Annotated in this window: 18 protein-coding genes and 1 pseudogene; 10 read left to right on the forward strand and 9 right to left on the reverse strand. The window is 64.4% G+C overall.

Going from position 1 to position 19,428, the window contains the following annotated elements; genetic code table 11:
- Positions 1–434: pseudogene (locus tag I6F20_RS05435) on the reverse strand (DUF2147 domain-containing protein); the annotation flags it as partial.
- A 304-nt stretch (positions 435–738) separates the two neighbouring features.
- Between I6F20_RS05435 and I6F20_RS05440 the strand changes: the two are divergent.
- Entirely contained in the window at positions 739–1,236 is a 498-nt protein-coding gene (locus I6F20_RS05440; protein ID WP_036012425.1) for a DUF1993 domain-containing protein, read from the forward strand.
- Positions 1,237–1,240: 4 nt separating this feature from the next.
- On the opposite strand, the gene I6F20_RS05445 is transcribed toward I6F20_RS05440, so the two are convergent.
- From I6F20_RS05445 to I6F20_RS05470, 6 genes are all read right to left on the reverse strand, one after another.
- Positions 1,241–1,732, reverse strand: coding sequence for a hypothetical protein (locus I6F20_RS05445; protein WP_036012421.1), 492 nt, complete (start codon positions 1,730–1,732; stop codon positions 1,241–1,243).
- Between the two features lie 168 nt (positions 1,733–1,900).
- Positions 1,901–2,890: a hydroxyacid dehydrogenase gene (locus I6F20_RS05450; protein ID WP_225125350.1), complete on the reverse strand. Its 990-nt coding sequence runs from the start codon at positions 2,888–2,890 to the stop codon at positions 1,901–1,903.
- Positions 2,891–2,927: 37 nt separating this feature from the next.
- The gene (locus I6F20_RS05455) at positions 2,928–4,028 is read right to left on the reverse strand and encodes an ABC transporter ATP-binding protein (protein ID WP_036012409.1); all 1,101 of its coding nucleotides are present in this window, start codon (positions 4,026–4,028) and stop codon (positions 2,928–2,930) included.
- Between the two features lie 20 nt (positions 4,029–4,048).
- Complete coding sequence (locus I6F20_RS05460) at positions 4,049–4,960, reverse strand: carbohydrate ABC transporter permease (protein WP_036012407.1); 912 nt, start codon at positions 4,958–4,960, stop codon at positions 4,049–4,051.
- On the reverse strand, positions 4,960–5,898 hold the full coding sequence (locus I6F20_RS05465; RefSeq protein WP_057029220.1) for a carbohydrate ABC transporter permease: 939 nt from the start codon (positions 5,896–5,898) through the stop codon (positions 4,960–4,962). The genes I6F20_RS05460 and I6F20_RS05465 overlap by 1 nt, the downstream gene beginning before the upstream one ends.
- 120 nt (positions 5,899–6,018) lie before the next feature.
- Positions 6,019–7,359, reverse strand: coding sequence for an ABC transporter substrate-binding protein (locus tag I6F20_RS05470; protein WP_036012401.1), 1,341 nt, complete (start codon positions 7,357–7,359; stop codon positions 6,019–6,021).
- Between the two features lie 476 nt (positions 7,360–7,835).
- Here I6F20_RS05470 and I6F20_RS05475 point away from each other — a divergent pair, with 476 nt between their 5' ends.
- Together I6F20_RS05475 and I6F20_RS05480 are read left to right on the forward strand one after the other, a co-directional pair.
- Entirely contained in the window at positions 7,836–8,639 is an 804-nt protein-coding gene (locus tag I6F20_RS05475; protein ID WP_036012400.1) for a Spy/CpxP family protein refolding chaperone, read from the forward strand.
- A gap of 112 nt (positions 8,640–8,751) precedes the next feature.
- On the forward strand, positions 8,752–9,129 hold the full coding sequence (locus tag I6F20_RS05480) for a response regulator (protein WP_036012398.1): 378 nt from the start codon (positions 8,752–8,754) through the stop codon (positions 9,127–9,129).
- A gap of 33 nt (positions 9,130–9,162) precedes the next feature.
- Here the strand turns inward: I6F20_RS05480 and I6F20_RS05485 are convergent, their stop codons facing one another.
- Both I6F20_RS05485 and glk read right to left on the reverse strand, forming a co-directional pair.
- Complete coding sequence (locus I6F20_RS05485; RefSeq protein ID WP_036039656.1) at positions 9,163–9,375, reverse strand: hypothetical protein; 213 nt, start codon at positions 9,373–9,375, stop codon at positions 9,163–9,165.
- A 139-nt stretch (positions 9,376–9,514) separates the two neighbouring features.
- Positions 9,515–10,486 carry a glucokinase gene (gene glk / locus I6F20_RS05490; protein ID WP_036012393.1) on the reverse strand — a complete coding sequence of 324 codons (972 nt, stop codon included), beginning with the start codon at positions 10,484–10,486 and terminating at the stop codon, positions 9,515–9,517.
- 266 nt (positions 10,487–10,752) lie between these two features.
- On the opposite strand from glk, the gene pncA reads away from it, so the two are divergent.
- From pncA to I6F20_RS05525, 7 genes are all read left to right on the forward strand, one after another.
- Entirely contained in the window at positions 10,753–11,379 is a 627-nt protein-coding gene (pncA, locus tag I6F20_RS05495) for a bifunctional nicotinamidase/pyrazinamidase (RefSeq protein WP_036028076.1), read from the forward strand.
- Positions 11,380–11,395: 16 nt separating this feature from the next.
- Positions 11,396–12,511, forward strand: coding sequence for an alpha/beta fold hydrolase (locus I6F20_RS05500; RefSeq protein WP_225125352.1), 1,116 nt, complete (start codon positions 11,396–11,398; stop codon positions 12,509–12,511).
- 142 nt (positions 12,512–12,653) lie between these two features.
- Entirely contained in the window at positions 12,654–14,687 is a 2,034-nt protein-coding gene (locus tag I6F20_RS05505) for an NAD(+) synthase (protein ID WP_225125354.1), read from the forward strand.
- Positions 14,688–14,717: 30 nt separating this feature from the next.
- Positions 14,718–15,101 carry a GrlR family regulatory protein gene (locus I6F20_RS05510; protein WP_036012369.1) on the forward strand — a complete coding sequence of 128 codons (384 nt, stop codon included), beginning with the start codon at positions 14,718–14,720 and terminating at the stop codon, positions 15,099–15,101.
- Between the two features lie 104 nt (positions 15,102–15,205).
- Positions 15,206–16,489, forward strand: coding sequence for a DUF1236 domain-containing protein (locus I6F20_RS05515; RefSeq protein WP_225125356.1), 1,284 nt, complete (start codon positions 15,206–15,208; stop codon positions 16,487–16,489).
- Positions 16,490–16,944: 455 nt separating this feature from the next.
- Complete coding sequence (locus tag I6F20_RS05520; protein WP_225125358.1) at positions 16,945–17,760, forward strand: sugar phosphate isomerase/epimerase family protein; 816 nt, start codon at positions 16,945–16,947, stop codon at positions 17,758–17,760.
- A 28-nt stretch (positions 17,761–17,788) separates the two neighbouring features.
- A complete protein-coding gene (locus I6F20_RS05525; protein WP_225125360.1) occupies positions 17,789–19,426 on the forward strand; it encodes an ABC transporter substrate-binding protein in 1,638 nt (545 codons plus the stop codon).
- Positions 19,427–19,428 lie beyond the last annotated feature (2 nt).

Consider the following 19,428-nt stretch of genomic DNA (forward strand, 5'->3'; position numbering starts at 1 on the left):
GGCGGGGCCACGGCGGGCGCGGCTTGCTGCTCGACCGGCGCAGGGGCCGGAGGTGGTGCAGGCGGCGGCGCAACGGCCGTTTGGGCCGGCGTATTGGCCGCGGTCGCGGCCGTCGGCGGAGCCGGCGGCGCAGGAGGCGGCGCGACGGCGGCAGCCGCAGGTGCCTGCACGGCTGCGGGCGGCGCAGCAGGAGCGGGAGCTGGGGCCGGAGCAGCCGGCGCCTGCGGGTCGACCGTGGCCTGCTGCGGCGCCGTCTCGTTCTTCTTGGCCTTCTTGGGCTTATTCTGGCCTGTGTTGTCGTAGACGCCGGGGATCTGCACCGTGCCGCGGTCCGGATCGATGCGGATGGTGCGCCCGCCATATTCAAACGTGTACTGCGCCTGCGCGGCAGTGCTCGCCAAAAGGAATGCGGCCGTGGCCAACAGCTTCCTCATTTCCGTCTCCTGAACAGGTGGTCCCCGCACCGACGCTTACGCGCCGGCTCGCTTGCAAAAAGTGATCTAGATCACTGTCGTTGCTGTGAGTCGTCTCCCGGCGGTTCCGGGTTCAATAGGCCCGGAGCCGGTCCAAAGTTTGGCGAGGCAAAGCGACGGAAGGACACGGCCTTATCGAACTAGGCCGGGTAGATCTTCTTGCAGGCGCCGTCTTCCATGGCAATGTGCAGCCACTGGTCGACCGAAAAGCGGACAACTTTTCGGAAGGCAGAAATCGAAGGGAATCCTTGAAGTGACGATCTCGATCTACGAGGCCTCGGTCGGCCTGTTCGTGCCCTATTTGCGTAACCTGTCGGCGCTGCTCGACAAGGGCGTTGCGTATGCCGAGGCCCGGAAGTTTGATCCGGCGATTCTGCTCGGCATGCGCCTTGCGCCGAACATGTATGACCTCGCCCAGCAGGTCGGCGAGGCCTGCCGCCATGCCACGGTCGCGCCGGCCCTGCTGGCGCAGTGCGAGCCGGTGACGCTGCCGGCGCTGGAGCATGACATGGCCGGGCTGCAGGCGCGCATCGCAACGTCCATCGAGTTCATCGAGAGCCTGCCGCGCGCGGAGATCGATGCGGCGGCGGAACGGAGTGTCTTCTTCAAATTGAAGAACGGCACCGAGCTGCCCTTCACCGGCCGGACGCTGCTGCTGACGTTCAGCGTCCCGCAATTCTTCTTTCATGTCACCACCGCCTACGACCTGCTCCGCCACGCCGGCGTCGAGCTGGTGAAGAAGGATTATCTCGGCAGGAAGTGAGGTCTTACGCTTCGCCCTTGCGCTCGTAGTCGGCGAGCGAGCTGCGGCCGGCGATTTCGCTGCGCAGCAGCTCGAAGCGCCTGTTCGCCTCATCTTGTTGGGTGTCGACGAAGCGCACCGCGGCCTCGCTCGTCATGGGACCACTGACCACGGGGGCGGATTGCTCGCCGATGGTCTCGTGGACATAGTACTGGCCGTCATCGCCGCGATGAACCGTCCATTTCAGACGGATCGCGACCATGGGTCCCGGACCAACCTTGCTGTAGCCGTCGGCATCGGTGTGCTCCGGCGCCAGCGGCTGCTCCTCGACCACGGGATGCTCGTCGATCACCGGATGCTCATCCACGATCGGCGGCTCGTCCGACGCGATGTGCTCACGCTCTCCGGCGACCACGATTTCGGTCTCGGTCTGGCGAATGACGAGAACGGGCTCGGGGTGCTCCAGGATGCTGGCGATGGTCGCCAGCGCGTGGTCGGTCGGGTCGATCTCTGACAAGGGTCCATCCTCCAGCTCGCCGCGCCGGCCAGTCTGTCCCACCGCCGCCGCGTTTCAAGCCCATTACGCGCGTTTGATTAAGGCTGAGTTGGGGCCCGATCTGCACCAAAATGGGACGCTTTCTGGCGTTCCGAAGGCGGCGGGGTGAGCCGCTGACCTTCCATAATCTCAGCCCAGCACGTCCTGGTTGATGACATTCTGCCTGATGGGATCGCCGTCCAGCACGCTCAAAATATTGCGCGCGGTCTGCTCGCTCATGCGGCTCACCGCCTCGACCGTGACGCCGGCGACATGCGGGGCCATGATGACGTTGGGCAGCGCGAACAGCGCGTTGCTGACCGGCGGCGGCTCCACCTCGAACACGTCGATGCCGGCGCCGGCGAGCTTTCCGGACGTCAGTGCGTCATAGAGCGCCGCTTCCTTCACGATGCCGCCGCGCGCGGTATTGATGAGGTAGGATCTATCCTTCATGCGGCCGATCCTGTCGGCATCGAATAGGCCGACGGTCTCCGGCGTCTTCGGGCAGTGGATGGTGACGAAGTCGGCGTGAGGCAGCGCGGCATCGAGGTCGGTGACCGGCTCGCATCCGGCCGCCTTGATGTCGGCGGCGTCCTTGTAGGGATCGTAGACCTGCACCTTCATCTCGAACGCCAGGCAGCGCTTGGCTGTGCGGCTGCCGATGCGGCCGAAGCCGATGATCAGCACGGTCTTGCCGTAGAGGTCGAACGGCAGCATGCCGAGCCGGTCGACCCAGGTGCCCTCCTTGACGCAGGAATGCAGCTCCTGCGCGCGCTTGGCCAGCGTCAGCATCATGAACAGCGCCGCCTCCGCAACCGAGGGCGAATTGGCGCTGCCGGCGACCATCAGCGGCACCTTGCGGCGGGAGAGGGCGGGCACGTCGACGGCGTCGTAGCCGACGCCGATGCGGGTCACCACCTTCATGTCGCCGGCCGCCTCGAGCTCGGTCTCGCCGAAAGCGGTGGCGCCCAGCGCCACGCCATGGACCGGCGCATGGCTCTTCAACAAGGCCTCGAAATCCTTCGCCGAGATCAGGTTCGGAAACTCGACGAGCTCAATATCGTCCCGCTGGGTGAGGAGGGCACGTGCCCCTTGCGACAAAGTTTGCGTAACGAAAATCTTCTTCTTGTTGGTCGCCATCGCTCCCCTACCTGCTCGCTTTTCTTGGATCGCGGCGTCACAACACGACGCCGGTCTCCTCATTTAGCAGGTGCATGTTGTTGAGGTCCATCGCCAGGCGCATGGGTGCCCCGTCCTTGGCGCCGGCATTGGGATCGACGCGGCCGCAGACCGGCGTGCCCTCGAGCCCGAAATAGACCAGCGTCTCCATGCCCATCGGTTCGGTGACGTCGAGCACGGTGTCGAAGGTCTCGACCCCGGGCGCCAGATGCGCATGCCACTCGGTGAGATGCTCGGGACGGAGGCCGAGCAGCAGCTTGTCGGTGCGTGGCAGCGCGTTGTAGCGCGCGGCGCGGGCCGGCGGCAGCGCGAAGGCGAGGCGGTCGGTGAGGCGCAGCTGAAGCGTGCCGCCGACATCCTCGAGCCGGCACGGGATGAAGTTCATCGCGGGTGAGCCGATGAAGCCGGCAACGAAGCGCGTCGCCGGCTTGTGGTAGAGCTCGTTCGGCGTGCCGATCTGCTCGATCTTGCCCTTGTTCATGACAACGACGCGATCGGCCAGCGTCATCGCCTCGACCTGGTCGTGGGTGACGTAGACCGTCGTGGTGCGCACCTTCTGGTGCACCTTCTTGATCTCGATCCGCATCTGCACGCGGAGCTTCGCGTCGAGATTGGACAGCGGCTCGTCGAACAGGAAGACCTTGGGATTGCGCACGATGGCGCGGCCCATGGCGACGCGCTGGCGCTGGCCGCCGGAGAGCTGCTTCGGCTTGCGGTCGATCAGATCGGTGATGTCGAGGAGGCGGGCGGCTTCCGTCACCCGCGCCTTGATCTCGGCCTTGGGATAGTGCTTCAGCCGCAGCCCGAACGACATGTTCTCCGCGACCGTCATGTGCGGGTAGAGCGCGTAGTTCTGGAACACCATGGCGATGTCGCGGTCCTTCGGCGGCACGTCGTTGACGATATCGCCGCCGATCATGATGTCGCCATCGCTGATGTCCTCGAGGCCTGCGATCATGCGCAGCGTGGTCGACTTGCCGCAGCCGGAGGGGCCGACCAGCACAATGAACTCATGGTCGGCGATGTCCAGGTCGATGCCGCGCACGGCTTCGACATCGTCGTAACGCTTGACTACCTTCCGCAAGGAAACGTCGGCCATTTCAGTTCAACCCCTCGCTTTCAACCCTTTGTCGCACCGGCGGTAAGGCCGGCAATGTAGTAGTCCATCAGGAACGCGTAGATGATGAGCGGCGGCGCGGCTCCGAGCAGCGCGCCGGTCATGATCTGTCCCCAATTGAAGACGTCGCCCTTGATCAGCGTGGTGATGATGCCGACCGGCAGAACGAGCTGGTCCGTTGAGGTCGTGAACACGAGTGGATAGAGGAATTGCGCCCAGGATACGGTGAAGGCGAAGATGGTGGCGGCGATCAGGCCCGGCAGCGCCACCGGAATGAAGATCCGGGTCAGTGTCTGGAACCAGGACGCTCCATCGATGATGGCGGCCTCGTCGAGCTCCTTCGGGATCGAGGCGAAATAGCCGATCATGATCCAGGTGCAGAACGGGACCGTCAGCGTCGGATAGATGAAGAGCAGCACGTACCATCTGTTGATCAGCTGGACTCCCGTCCAGTCGCCGATCAGCGCGAACATCTTGAATAGCGGAATGAATAGCAGGCTGTCGGGGACGAGGTAGGTGAGGAACACGCCGGTGGCGAGTGTCGCCGAGCCCCAGAACTTCATGCGTGCCAGCGCGAACGCGGCCGGCACGCTGATCAGCATGGTGAGAGTCACCACGATGATCGAGACCCACGCCGAATTCCAGAAGAAGCGCAGGAACTGGTTGGACGTCAGCAGCTCGGCATAGTTGTCCAGCGTCGGATGGAACACCCACCAAGGGTTGGTCGCCGCCGAAATCTCGGCGCTGCTCTTCAGCGAGGTGATCAGCATGTAGAGTGGCGGCGTCAGCGAGAAGATCGCAAACAGCACCAGGAAGAAGTAGGACCAGCGCAGCGCCCAGGCGCGGTCGCGGCTCATGCTGCCGTATTTGACGTTGCGGCGCGGTCCGGCCTTGTCGATTGTCATGGTGCTCATCAGGCTTCGTTCCCGCGTTTGTTGACGTCGCGAAGGATGAAGATTGCGGCGACCGCCAGGATCGGCACCATGAACAGCGAGACGCTGGCGCCGAGCGGAATGTCGCTGCCCTCGATGCCGACCCGGAACGCCCATGTCGCAAAGATATGGGTGTGATCCAGCGGGCCTCCCGCGGTCAGGATGCGCACGATGTCGAAATTGGCGAAGGTGACGATGAGGGAGAACAGCGTGGTGATCGCGATGATGTTGCGCATCATCGGCAGCGTCACATACCAGATGCGTTGCCACCAATTGGCGCCGTCGATGGCGGCGGCCTCGTAGAGTTGATCGGGCACCGATTTTAGGGCGGCCAGATACATGATCATGAAGAAGGGCGCGCCATACCAGACGTTGACCAGGATCACGGCGAAACGCGCCCAGGCGGCGTCGCCGGTCCACGGGATGGGCCCAATACCGAAGAATGCAAGTGTGTAATTGAAGGCGCTGTAGGACGGGTCGAACAGCCAGAGCCAGGCAAGCGTGCTCATCGCGGGCGGGATCACCCAGGGCACGAGCAGCATGCCGCGCCATTTGCGCTGGCCCTTGGCCGGAATGTTGTGAACGAAATGCGCGACGACGAATCCGATCAGGGCCTTGAAGACCACGGCCGTGATGGCGAAGATGCAGGATTGCTTGACCACCAGCCAGAATGTGTCGCGCCTGAACAGGAACTCGAAATTGCCGAAGCCTACAAACTTCTGCATCGACTTGTTCAGCGTTGCCAGATGCAGCGAATAGAAGGCCGGATAGACCACGAGCAGCGTGATCAGCAGGATCAGCGGCAGCGTCATCAGGAACGCCACGGTCGATTTCCGCCTCAGGGCGTTGTGCAGGCTTGCACGTTTGTGGGCGCTCGCAGGCCGGGCGACGCCGGGTTGCCGAACTACGGCATCAGCCATGATGGATCTTCCTCGCAGGATCGTTCGCACGGAAGCCGGCGGAACCGGCTTCCGAAATTGATGCTTGTGGCGGCAGCCAGACCGGCGGCTCACGTCCAGCGTGAGCCGCCCGTCTCTGTCTCAGCTTCGCATGAAGCCTTCGCACTCGCCTTCCGCCCAAGCGAGCGTCGCCTCCATCTTCTCGCCTTGCGCGTAGCGGAGGCACATCTTGGTCAGCGTGGCCTGCGCGTAGATCTGCTGGGCGATCTTGGGCGGAGCAGGAGAGGCAGCAATCGACAGCGTCTGGTGATTGTGGGGATTGGGGTAGTGATAAAGGGTGCCCTTCGGCGGCCCTTCCTCCTGCCAGGTCTTCAGCGTCGTCATGTTCGCGTAGGCCGGCAGGTCGTAACCGCCGCTCGCGGCCACGAACTTCTCGATCGATGACGGCTGCGACAGATGCGTGAGCAGGCTCTTCGCCGCTTCCTTGTTCTTGGAGAAGCTCCAGGTCCCCCAGAAATAAGGCAGGTAGGGCGCATAACGGCCTTTCGGACCGGACGGCATGCCGTGGGTCCAGCACTGCTCTGCGACCTGCGGCGCGTCGCGCTTGGCGACCGCCCACGCGCTCGGAGGATTCATGATCAGCGCGCCTTTTCCGGAGATCAGCCACTTATTGTTGGAGGCGTCATCCCAGGCGGCGACGTCGGGCGGCAGGACCGCGATAAGCTTCTTGTAGAATTCGAGCGCCTGGCGAACCGCGTCCGTCTTCACCGTGAGATCGCCCTTGGCATTGACCAGCTCAGCGCCGAACGACTGGAAGATGGCGCCGGCAGTGTCGGTGCTGTCGGTGGTCTCGCCCAGGCCGATGCCGAAGGGCACGCCGCCTTTTTGGCAGGCCTCGGCCGCCTTCAGGAATGTCTCCATGTTCCAGTTATCGGCCTTGGGCTGGCTGCCGGCCGGATATATTTCCTGGATATCGATATTGGCGAACTTCTTCAGGAGATCGATGCGGGAGCAGGGCCCCTTGATCTGGCTTCCGATTGTTGCGGGCACCGCAAGCCATTTGTTGCCGGCCCGTCCCAGATATTTGACGGTGCCGTTCACGTCGCCGTTCTGCTTGATGATCGGCTCCATGATGTCATTGACCGGCTCGAGCAGTTCGGCATGGGCGTGCGGCCACCATGTCGGCATCGCCAGGACATCGTGACCTGACTTCGCCGCCGCCTCGGCCGCGATGGTGAGCTCGATCTTCTTGCCCTGGCTTGTGATGTAGTCGATGGAAATCTCGACCTTCTCCTTCGCCGCCCATTCGTTGACGAGCTCGGTCGAGGCCTTGTTGGCGCCCGGCACCCAATGGTCCCAGAAGCCGATCGAGAGCTTGCCGGCGGCGTAAGCGCCCCGGACATAGGGCGCCGAGATCAGCGCCGCGGAGGACATTGCAGTGGCAGCCACAAATTGACGTCGCGTCAGTGTCTTGCGTGACATCTCGTTTCCTCGCTTGGGTGTTGTTGTTGGAGTTTCCTCTGAGACTTCTTTCTTGAGTTCTTGTTGTCGATTTTCTTGTTGGTGCCGTCGGCCCGCGTGGGCAATTCACGCCGGTCGCAGCAAATTGGTAGCGCGATCAGATCATGATTGATCGCGTCTGTCGAGAAAGCCGAACGGCTCCGCGTCCAAAACTCATGTTGTGCCCGGAAAGGTCGCAACGTCTGGCAAGGCGATAGGGCCGCAGGCGCAGCGCACGGTGTTTTTTTGCGACGCACACTTCGCGCCAAACGGCCTCGAACGCTGCCGTGCGCAATTGCGCCTCAGTTTCGCAAGAGGCTGGATAACCGCTTCGCGTGAAAGACCTTTCGGGCGTGGACAGCAATCGGCCACGTCTGGACCTCGAAGCGGCGGAAACGATAGAGTTGCGCCTAGCGGCTGATCCTCGCTGACAGGCCAGATCGATGATGGAGACGAGAATGATCAAACCGGCGGCACCAGCGCGGCTTCATCTGCGGCGATGCCTGGCGCTGGGGTCTATGCTCGCGCTGTTGCTCGGGGCCGGCGCGGTGGCGAATGCTCAAGGTCTGGTCAAGGGCGTTCAGGAAGGCGCCGCGGCCGGCAACAAGGCGGCAGGTCCGGTCGGTGGTGTGCTCGGTGGCGCCATCGGCGGCGTGGTCGGCGTCTTCACCGGCGTGCTCGGTGTCGGCAACACCAACACCAGCAATCAGGCGCCGCCGCCCCGGGAGGCCGGCAAGGACGCGGCGAAGGATTCCAAGCAGCAGGGCGGGGCCAAGGACAAGGATGCCAAGAGCGCCAAGGGCAAGAGCGCCAAGGCGACCAAGGAGGCGAAGAACGCGCCGCAGGACAACAAGGGTAAAGACAACAAGGAAGTCACGGTTCTGACCCAGCCCGGTGCGCCGCAGCTGACTGCCGAGCAGATCGTCGCGAACAGCGATTCCTACATCGAGCGGATCAAGAGCGAGCTGAACCTCACGCCGGATCAGGAGAAGCACTGGTACGGCTTCTCAAGCGCGATGCACTACCTTGGGCATAATGGCGCAGAGCGGCTCAACCTGCGGATTGCGCGCGCCAAGCGCGATCCGCCCGACGACATCATCGAGCAGATGCGCAACGAGGCCCAGTTCCTGATCGATCGCGCCGGCGATCAGCGCAACGTCGCCGATGCCGCCGAGCCGCTCTTTTCCAGCCTCGACGACAAGCAGAAGCAGGTGTTCATCCAGGCAATGGTGCGCCTCAGCCACGAGCGCGGACTGGATTGATCAAGTTGAATCGGTTCGGGCGCGTGTGAATTAACGGCGCCCGCCACGAATTCGTGTATCTACAGCGCAATTCGGTTATGCTTAGCTTCGCACGGCTGATTGCGGGGTTGATATGGCGGACGGACTCTCCGTTTTCCTGGTCGAAGACGAGGCGTTGATCCGGATGATGATCGCCGACATGGTGGAGGAACTCGGCCACCACGTCGTTGCGGAGGCAGACAATGTGCGCGACGCCAGCGCCTTTGCCATGACCGCGCAGTACGATCTGGCCATCCTCGACATCAATCTGATGGGCGTCTATGTCGACCCCGTCGCCGATTTGATCGAACGTCGTGGAAAACCGTTTCTGTTCGCCACAGGCTACGGTCCGGAACTGCTGCCGTCCTTGCTCCGGCGCAGGCCGATCCTGCGCAAGCCGATCGCGATGGATCAGCTCAAGGCGATGATCGACTCGATGTTTCCGGAGCCGTCGGCCACTATCCCGAGCTGACCGATCGCGCTTTTGCCGCCTGGCGGGAAGGACTCAACCGGCAGGGTTGCGGCCGTTCCTCAGCACCCTTGCAATGGTATGAGCCGTCATGGCCGCGCGATCCGAAGCGCGCTGGGCGGCCAGCTGGTCGCGGGCCTTTTCCTCGATCAGGAGCTCGATGAGCGCCAGCCGCTTGTCTTCGCTGTCCGCTTCGCGCAACAGGCGGTGATAGCGGTGATAGTCGAAACCCGAATCCTGCTTACGCATGTCACGCCCCCGCAACTACGCCACACACGGGTAGATTGTTTCTCATCGGGAACACACAGGCAAGCAGAACCTGCGTGGAACCGCAGGTGCGCCGCAAATCAGCTGTGCATGACGGGAACTCGCCGCCTGAGACCGCTACTCAGCCGGAATTGTGCTCGGCAAACATCGTCAGGCCGAGGAAGCTCGCATCGGGTTTGATCACGAGCCTGGTCGGGATGTTGCGCAGATAATCCTGGAACCGTCCCTTGGCTTCGAAGCGCGCCCGGAAAGCGGAGGCGGCGAGGAACTCGCGGAAGCGCGGCACGATTCCGCCGGCGACATAGACGCCGCCGCGGGCGCCGAAGGTCACCGCGAGATTGCCGGCGACCGAGCCGAGGATGGCGCAAAACATTTCGAGCGTCGCGCGGCTGACCGGACAGCTGTTCTCCAGGGCCGCCTTGGTGATCCCGGCGGCATCGCGATGCGGCACCTGGACGCCGTCGATCTCAGCCAACGCTTCATACAGGTTTTGCAGCCCCGAGCCCGAGAGGGCACCGCGCTCGATCGAGACATGGCCGAGGCGCTGCCGCAAGCAGGCGATCACGCGCTCCTCGCGCTCGTTCTCCGCCGGCAGGGTCGCATGTCCAGCCTCGGTAACGACGGCCAGGCGCGAACCATGGCGGTCGACCAGGCAGGACACACCAAATCCGGTTCCAGGCCCCACGACCAGCAACGGCTCGCCGGCCAGGCCGTCGCCGCCGCCGAGTGGGACCAGGTCTGAAGGCTCCAAGGCAGGCAGGGACCAGGCCACCACCTCGAAATCGTTCAGCACATGGACGCTGTCGAAGCCGAGCGCGGACTGCAGCTCGTTGCCGTCGATGACCCAGGGACTGTTGGTCATGACGCAGCGATTGTTGGTGACGGGACCCGCCACGGCCAGCACCGCGCGATGGGGCTGCTCGCCGTTGGACCGGCGCGCCAAAACGTCCGCGATGGCTTCGCGCACGGTCGGGAAGTCGGCGACCTTGACATAGTCGATCGGTCCGGTCTGACCGCTCGGGCTCAGCGCGAAGCGCGCATTGGTGCCGCCGATATCGGCGAGAAGAATTTTTCCGGTCTTGCCGATATTCATGGCCTCATCGCCGCCACGACCTTCAGGCCCTGGCAGCCCTGTCCTCCGCTGCTTCGACCCGATCCGCCTGGCGCGGGCGGTGCGAGAATCTGCCCTTGGGTGCGCCTAGTCAACACGGACGAGGTCAAACCGTTGCATCGTGGCGGCCACGGTGACCAATTCGCGCAGCTGCCGCGCGTGCCAGTGGTTGCGAAGCCGCGCGGGAAGGCCGACACTGAGGTGGTCGCCCGGCGCCGTCGCGCCCGGCAGATCGAAATGGGACGGCGATGAAGATTTCCGACCGCGACGTGTTGCTGGTGATCGACGTGCAGAACGACTTCTGCACCGGCGGGGCGCTGGCGGTACCAGGGGGCGAGAAGGTCGTGCCCGCCATCAACAGGATCGCCCAAAAATTCGCCAATCTGGTGCTGACCCAGGACTGGCATCCGAGCGACCACGTCTCGTTCGCGCCGAACCATGCCGGCAAGCAGCCGTTCGAGACCATCGAGCTCGACTATGGCCGGCAGGTGCTGTGGCCGACGCATTGCGTGCAAGGCACGGCCGGCGCGGAATTTCATCGCGATCTCCACGTGACACGGGCAAGCCTCGTGGTGCGCAAGGGCTTTCGCCGCGGCATCGATTCCTATTCGGCGTTGTTCGAGAACGACCATCGGACACCGACCGGATTGCTTGGTTATTTGCGCGAACGCGAGCTGAAGACCGTCTTTGTCGCAGGTCTGGCGCTGGACTTCTGCGTCCGCTTCTCGGCGGAAGATGCGCGGAAGGCAGGGTTGGAGGTGGCCGTCATCGAGGATGCCTGTCGCGGCATCGATCTCGACGGCTCGGTCGCGGCGACCCATCGGAGTTTTCGGGACCTCGGCATTGCCGTCGTGAGCCTCGAGGCGTTTCTGTGAGGATGTCGAGGTAGCCATGGTGGACAAGACCTCCAAACCGCCACGCAGTTCAGCCCAGGCTCACGATGATCCACGGCTCTGGCCGTTTGCGGCAGCGCAGCTCGCCATGGATGCCTGCTTCTGGTGGCTGGAGCGGGCACCCGAGCAACAGGGTGACAGCAGCCTGCCATGGACGACGCCGAGCCGCGTTGCGCTGGAGCTCGCAACGATGGACTTGCGCGATTGCTCGCAGACCCGGTCCGGCCAGCCGGCGCTGGTCTGCGCGCCCTATGCGCTGCACCGGGCTCTGATCGCCGATTTCGCCCCGGGCCACAGCGTGGTGCAGTCGCTGCAGAACGGCGGCATCGACCGGATCTATCTCACCGACTGGCGGTCGGCGACGCCGGACATGCGCTATCTCTCGATCGACAGCTATCTCGGCGATCTCAACGTCGCCATCGACGAGATCGGCGCGCCGGTCGATCTCGTCGGGCTGTGCCAGGGCGGGTGGCTGTCGCTGCTCTATGCCGCGCGCTTTCCAGCCAAGGTGCGGCGGCTGGTTCTGGTCGGTGCTCCCGTGGACCTGTCGATCGAGTCCTCGCTGTCCCGGCTCGCCCGCAACGCGCCCGAGCTGGTCTATGACCAGCTCGTCGCGCGCGGCGGCGGCAATGTCAGCGGCGAGGAGATGCTGCGCTTCTGGTCCAAAACCCCTGACAACGACGATATCAGGACGGCATTGCAGCGGGATCTCTCGGACGAGCAGGGCTCCGAGCTGCTGGCGCGGTTCGACCGCTGGAACACCGAGACGCTCAACCTGCCGGGCACTTATTATCTCGAGATCGTCAACGCGATCTTCCGGGAGAACCGCATCGCCGAGGGCCGTTTCGTCGCGCTCGGGCGCCCGATCGATCTGAAGGACGTCAAGGCGCCGATCTTCCTGCTCGCCGGCCTCGACGACGATGTAGTGCCAGCGACGCAAGCGCTGGCCACCGCGGGGCTCGTCGGTACGCCACCTGCCTTCGTTGCAGCGGCATCCGAGCCCAGCAACCACCTCGGCCTGTTCATGGGCGCGCGCACCCATGCGCATGCCTGGCCCCGGATCGCCGGGTGGCTGCGCGGCGATCTGCCCGGCGTGCTGGCCCGCAGCGCCTGACCTCGCCGGCACTGGACCGGATGGGGCGCAAATCCGTTATGCATGACGGCGGATGGCCTGCACGGGGCCAGATCGATGGGCTAAATATGACCGGAGCTGACGGCTTTGGCCGCCGGCGAGAGATTTGAGGGTACTGCGCTCGATGACTTTCCACTCGATTTACGCCCACGGATTTGCGCGCGTGGCAGCCTGCGTGACCACCTCCCACGTCGCCGATCCCAGCGCCAACGTGAAGGCCGTGCTGGCGGCGGCCAATGCCTGCCATGAGCAGTCGGTCGCGGTCGCGGTGTTTCCCGAGCTGTGCCTGTCCGGTTATGCGATCGAGGACCTGGTGAAGCAGGATCCGCTGCTTGATGCGGTCGAGCGCGGGCTCGCAAGCGTCGTTGCGGCCTCCGTGGGGCTAATGACGGTCCTGATCGTCGGGGCGCCGCTGCGCTTTGGCAATCGCATCTACAACTGCGCCGTCGTCATTCATCGCGGCAACGTCCTCGGCGTCGTGCCGAAATCTTACTTGCCGACCTATCGCGAGTTCTACGAGGGACGGCATTTCGCCTCCGGCGCCGGCATCGCCGGTGAGACCGTCGCCTTTGGCGGCCTGCATGCGCCGTTCGGCGTTGATCTCCTGTTCGCGGCCGAGGACGTTCCGGGCCTCACCATTGGCGTCGAGATCTGCGAGGACATGTGGATCCCGGTGACGCCGGCCTCGGAGCTCGCGCTTGCGGGCGCGAGCGTGCTGATCAACCTCTCGGGCAGCCCGATCACGATCGGCCGGGCGCGCTCGCGCGCGTTGCTGTGCCAATCGACCTCGGCGCGCTGCCTCGCGGCTTACGTTTATTCCGCGGCCGGGGCCGGAGAATCCACCACCGATCTCGCTTGGGACGGTCAGACCTCGATCTACGAGAACGGCGTGCTGCTGGCCGAGGGTGAGCGGTTCCGCCAGGGCGGCCAGATCACGCTGGCTGACGTCGACCTCGACCTGCTCCGGCAGGAGCGCGCGCTGATGGGAACGTTCGACGACAACCGGCGGCAGCGCGAGGCGTTTTTCCGCAAGGTGACATTTGCCCTGAAGCCGCCGGCCGCCGATATCGGCTTCCTGCGCAAGGTCGAGCGCTTTCCATTCGTGCCGAGCGATGAGAGCCTGCTCGAGCAGGACTGCTACGAGGCCTACAACATCCAGGTCGCCGGGCTGGTGCAGCGCATGCGCGCCACCGGTACCAAGCGCGTGGTGATCGGCGTGTCGGGCGGCCTCGATTCCACCCACGCCCTGATCGTCGCCGCCAAGGCGGTCGACCTGCTCGGCCTGCCGCGCGAGAACATCCTGGCCTACACCATGCCGGGCTTTGCCACCGGCAGCGAGAGCAAGACCAACGCGCTCGCGCTGATGAAGGCGTTGCAGACGAGCTGGCAGGAGCTCGACATCCGCACCACGGCGACGCAGATGCTGAAGGATATCGGCCATCCCTTCGGCAAGGGCGAGAAGGTCTACGACGTCACCTTCGAGAACGTGCAGGCCGGCCTGCGCACGGATTATTTGTTTCGGCTCGCCAACCATTACGGCGGCATCGTGATCGGAACCGGCGATCTCTCCGAGCTCGCGCTCGGCTGGTGCACCTATGGTGTCGGCGACCAGATGGCGCATTATAACGTCAACGCCGGCGTGCCGAAGACGCTGATCCAGCATCTGATCCGCTGGGTGATCTCCTCCAAGCAATTCAGCGACGACGTCAACCGGACGCTTGGCTCGATCCTTGTGGCCGAGATCTCGCCGGAACTCGTGCCCGTCGAGGCCGGCCAGAAGCCGCAGAGCACGGAAGCGTCCGTCGGACCTTACGAGCTGCAGGACTTCAACCTGTTCTATACGCTGCGCTTCGGCATGCGGCCGTCCAAGATCGCCTTCATGGCGCTTCAGGCATGGAAGGACGTTGCCAAGGGCGAATGGCCACCGGCCTTCCCGAGCGATCGGCGCCGGGCCTATGACCTGCCGGATATCCGCCGCTGGCTCGAGATGTTCCTGCGCCGCTTCTTCGCCTTTAGCCAGTTCAAGCGCTCGGCCATGCCGAACGGGCCGAAGGTCTCGGCCGGCGGTTCATTGTCGCCGCGTGGCGATTGGCGCGCGCCCTCGGATTCGAGTGCAGCGGCATGGCTCGAGGATCTCGAGCGGAACGTGCCGAACTGATCGGGGCAGCGGATCGGTGGGGATGATCGGATGTCAGCTGGCGATGAAGCGGAAGCGGGTGAGGAGGCCAGGGTCGTCAACGGCCTCTACATCTTCGACATCGAGATGCGGGACGGCAAGCGTGGGCAGGCCAGGGGCGTGGTCGTGCTCAGCGACGGCCGCATCATGGGCGGCGACAGCTACTTCTACTACACCGGCAGCTACACCTTCCGGAACGGCAAGTGGCGGGGCGACATGATCGTCAATCAGCACACCGAGGCGGTCGGCAGGACGCTCGCATTCGGCGGCAGGGAGGTCACCTGCGGCTTTTCCGGCGACTATTTCCCCGGCGGTGCGGAAGTCGAAGGCATGGCGCTGGTCGGCAAGACCAGCGTGACGTTCACGGCGCGGCTGACGCTGAAGGATGCGATGTAATGGCGACTTGATTGGCTCACCTCCACGACTGCGTTCCTGCTCAGGAACCTTCGTACGAACAGAACGTTCGCGTTTATTGTTGCGAATTGTCGAGGAGAGGGACCATGCGTCAACATTTGATGTTATCGACTGCGGCCGTCGGGCTCATGCTCGCATCCGGCCTTGCCTATGCCCAGGCGCCCGGTGAGCGCAGGGACGAGCCGAAACGGACCGAGGAGCCGGCCAAGGGCGCTTCTCCGCAGCGCGGTGGTGCGGCTCAAGAACGCGGTCAAGAGCGCGCGCAAGGCGCCCAAGAGCGGCTTCAGGGCGCAGGCCGCGAGGATCGAGGCGGCGCTGCCAAGAGCGAGGCAAGTGACGACAAGCGCCAGCCGGCGACGGCCTCGGAGCGCAATCAACCGAAGGCGAGGGACCAGGCACAAGACTCTCGTGAGCCTTCGCGCGATCGCAACCGGGAGGCCGAGAGCACCAAACCCGGACGCGATGCGGGCAAGAGCGGTGCGGAAACCAAGCAGGACAAGGCTGCGCAGGACAAGGCTGCGCCGCAGAAATCAACCGCCGAATCCGAGAGATCCAAGACTGGCCCGACGACTGGTCCGGCTGGCCAGCAGAACGAGCGCACCGGAGCTACAGCCAACCAGAACGAGCGCAACCAGGCCCAGCCGCCGCGCAGTGCCGCCGAGCAGCAACAGAGCAACCAGCCGGCCACTGCGACGGATACCAGCCGCGCGGCACCGACCAACAACGCACAGACCGCGCCCGGCTCCACGGGCACGCAGACCAACCAGGCCAATCAGACCACGCAGACCAACACGCAGGTCAACCAGCAGGCCCAGGTGACGACCGAGAGGCAGGTGCGGATCTCCGAAACGGTGAGCCGCGCACGCCTGGCGCAGCCGGAGCGCAATCTGAACATCTCGATCCGGGTTGGCGAAACGATTCCCTCGCGCGTGCGTCTGCATCGGCTTCCGCCCGAGATCGTCTCGATCGAGCCTGCATATCGGGGCTACGAATATTTCACGACGGAAGACGAGGTCATTATCGTGGAGCCGCGCTCGCATCGCATCGTCAGCCAGGTACCCCGCGATCCGTCGCGGGCCCGGGCTCAAATGGGTGGCAGCGCCTCCTCGTCGTCAAGCATGGCGGCGGCCGGCGGAAACAACATGGTGAACTGCCAGATCATGCGACGTGATGCCTCCGGCAACGTCGCCCAGGCCGAGCCGACCACCGTGGGCTCGACTGCGCGCACCGATTCCCTGAGCGTGATCGTCCAGATGCCTGGCGGCGGCTCGTCCACGCCGATCGCTCTCGGCGCTCCCGCGGGCAACATCGTGGTCGCGACGCAAGGGCAGGGCGATTGCACGGTGACGCTGGAGCCGCAGACGCGCTAAGCGCCGAAACAAAGAGGCTCTGAAACGACAACGCGCCGCCCGGATGCCCCACCGGACGGCGCGTTGCTGCGTTCAATCTAAAAAGTTTCGAGGTCCGGAGTGCCTAGGAGTCCGGACCTCGTCACCTTGCCCCAGCCTTCAATCCCACGCCCCATGTGGTCCCCCAACCCCATGTAGCGCGATCAGAGGGTGATGCCCGTGGAAGTGGCCGCCGATCGATGTCCCGCGATGTACGCGAAGGACGGCTAGGATTCCATTCCGGATCACTACGGACACGATGGCGCTTGCCATGTGCCCATTCGGCATCGCTCGGAGCGATCGCTTTTGCTTGAACCGCAGCACGCGCGGGCAGGATGTCCACATCTCGTCCACGCTGCGGAAGGCGCATTTCACGGGCCTGTCATTGAACTGGTCTAGCGCTGCTCCCGTCATCGCTGACGACGAAGGAGCATGCCATGTCGAAGCCGGTGCTGGGCGCCGCATTGTCCATCAAATCGATCCCCGCGCATCGTGACTGGCTTCTCGAAAAGCAGCGCGATCTGGAAATCCAGGACTTCTTCCGCGCCGATCTGCTCGATAGCGACTGGCGCGCAACTGCCGGCGAGATCAAGCAGATGCTTATCGGTCACACCGGCCGGCTCGGCATTCATGGTCCGTTCTGGGGCTTCAAGATCGACAGCCACGATCCGATGATCCGCCAGGCCGTAACGAAGCGCCTGCTGCAGGGCCTCGAGGCCGCCGAGTTCCTCGGTGCGACGCAGATGGTGATCCACTCGCCGTTCACGACCTGGGACCACAACAATCTCGATCTCTATCCCGACAACCGCGCCAATATCGTCGAGCGAGTCAAGGCGACGCTCGCCGAGGTGATTGCGCGTGCCGAGACGATCGGCTGCGAGATCGTCATCGAGAACATCGAGGACAAGGATCCACGCGACCGCGTGCGCCTCGCCAAGGCGTTGGAAAGCAGCAAGGTCCGCGTCTCGCTCGACACCGGGCACGCCAATTATGCGCACATCTCCACCGGCGCGCCGCCGGTCGACTATTACGTCGAGACCGCCGGCGACATGCTGACGCATGTGCACCTGCAGGACACCGACGGCTTTGCCGACCGGCACTGGGCGCCGGGCGAGGGCAACATTCCCTGGGTCGCCGTATTCCGCGCGCTAGGACGGCTGACGTCAAATCCGCGGCTGATCCTCGAACTCCGCAATCACGACGATGTCCGCAAGGGCGCGGCGCATCTCGCCGCGCTCGGTCTCGCCGAATAACCGCAATCACAAAGGGCAGGGTCACATCATGAGCAAGCTCACCCGTCGCACCATCCTGAAATCCGGCGGCGCCGCCGCAAGCACCTTGCTGCTGCCGCGTTTTGCCATCGCGCAAGGCGACAACCGTCCGTCGGTGACGGTCGCCGTGCAGAAGGTCACGAATGCGAACGTGCTCGACGTGCTGCGCGAGCAGTCCAATGTCGGCGAGCGCGTGTTCTTCTCCTCGATCTGGGAAGGCCTGATCTCCAAGAACTGGCGCGGCAAGCTCGAAGCTGTGCCGGGCCTTGCCACCGAATGGCGCCGCATCGACGACCAGACCGTCGAGGTGAAGCTGCGCCAGGGCGTCAAGTTTCACAACGGCGACGAGCTCACGGCGGAAGACGTCGTCTTCACCTTCAGCCGCGAGCGCATGTTCGGCGAGACCGAGGCCAAGAACCGCTCCACCATCAAGGCGTTCGAGAAGATCCCGACGCCGCGCCCGGGCAAGGAGCTGCCGCCGGACGTCCCCGCGGTCGCCCGCCGCATCTGGCCGGACCTGGTGCGCGTCGATGCCGTCGACAAGTACACGGTGCGCTTCTACAACGCGACGCCCGACGTCACGATCGAAGGCCGGCTGTCGCGCTACGGCTCCGACATCATGAACCGCCGCGCCTGGGAAGAGGCGGCGAGCTATCTCGACTGGGCCCGCAAGCCGGTGACGACCGGCCCCTACAGGGTCGTCGAGCTCAAGCCGGACGTCTCGCTGACGCTGGAAGCCCACGACGAATATTGGGGCGGCCGGCCGCCGCTCAAGCGCATCCGCTTCCTCGAAGTGCCTGAGGTCGCGAGCCGCATCAACGGACTGCTCTCGGGCGAATACCAGTTCGCCTGCGACATCCCGCCGGACCAGATTGCCGGCATCGAGAAGAATTCCGCCTTCGAAGTGCAGGGCGGCACGATTCAGAATCACCGCCTGACCGTGTTCGACAAGAACCACGCCGTGCTCGCCAATCCGCTCGTGCGGCGCGCCTTCACCCACGCGATCGATCGCCAGGCGATCGTCGACAGCCTGTGGGCCGGCCGCACCCGGGTGCCGAAGGGTCTGCAATGGGAGTTCTACGGCGACATGTTCAACGCCGATTGGAACGTGCCGGCCTATGATCCGAAGCTCGCGCAGGATCTGCTCAAGCAGGCCAATTACAAGGGCGACCCGATCCCGTATCGCCTGCTCAACAATTACTACACCAACCAGGTCGCGACCGCGCAGATCCTGGTCGAGATGTGGAAATCGGTCGGGCTCAACGTGCAGATCGAGACCAAGGAGAACTGGTCGCAGATCATGGAGCGCGGGCCGGCACGCGCCGTGCGCGACTGGTCGAACTCGGCCGCCTTCAATGATCCGGTGTCGTCGCTGGTCGCCCAGCACGGGCCGAACGGCCAGCAGCAGCAGATCGGCGAATGGACCAATGCCGAGCTGAACACGCTCTCCGAATTCCTGGAGACCTCGACCGACCGGGCCGCGCGCAAGAAGGCGTTCCGCCGCATGCTGGAGATCGCCGAGCGCGAAGATCCCGCCTACACGGTGCTGCACCAGAACGCGACCTTCACGGCCAAGCCGAAATCGATCAAGTGGAAGGCAGCGCCCGCCTTCGCGATGGATTTCCGCGCCGGCAATTTCGAGGTCTGAAG

The organism is Bradyrhizobium sp. IC3123 (assembly GCF_020193625.1).
Lineage (GTDB): Bacteria > Pseudomonadota > Alphaproteobacteria > Rhizobiales > Xanthobacteraceae > Bradyrhizobium > Bradyrhizobium yuanmingense.